Raw genomic sequence first — 248 nt, 5'->3', positions numbered from 1 at the left:
GACGATTCTTTCCTTTGGTGTATTGTCCCAATTGAGTCCAAATAATCACTTACAAAAATTTGCTTGGGATAAGATGGGGGTTAGTAACGATTTTACGGTGAATGAATTTAAGTATTTATTAATGCAGAAACAACTACCACCATTTACACTTGCTTACTTTCCTGATGCAGATGCACGCTTACATCATAAAGGACCTGATGACTTAAAAACCATTGAAAAATTAGATGAGTCCCTACAAGAGATGCTTA

Annotated in this window: 1 protein-coding gene; it reads left to right on the top strand. The window is 35.5% G+C overall.

Translation table 11 applies throughout. From position 1 onward, the window contains the following. A partial coding sequence (locus tag SB749_RS20360) for a hypothetical protein (protein WP_410711907.1) occupies positions 1-248 on the top strand: 248 nt, incomplete at both ends.

The organism is Brevibacterium sp. SIMBA_078 (assembly GCF_046534565.1).
Taxonomy (GTDB): Bacteria; Actinomycetota; Actinomycetes; order Actinomycetales; family Brevibacteriaceae; genus Brevibacterium.
Note: the sequence above shows the minus strand (reverse complement) of the source record. Positions and strands in the feature narration are given on the sequence as shown.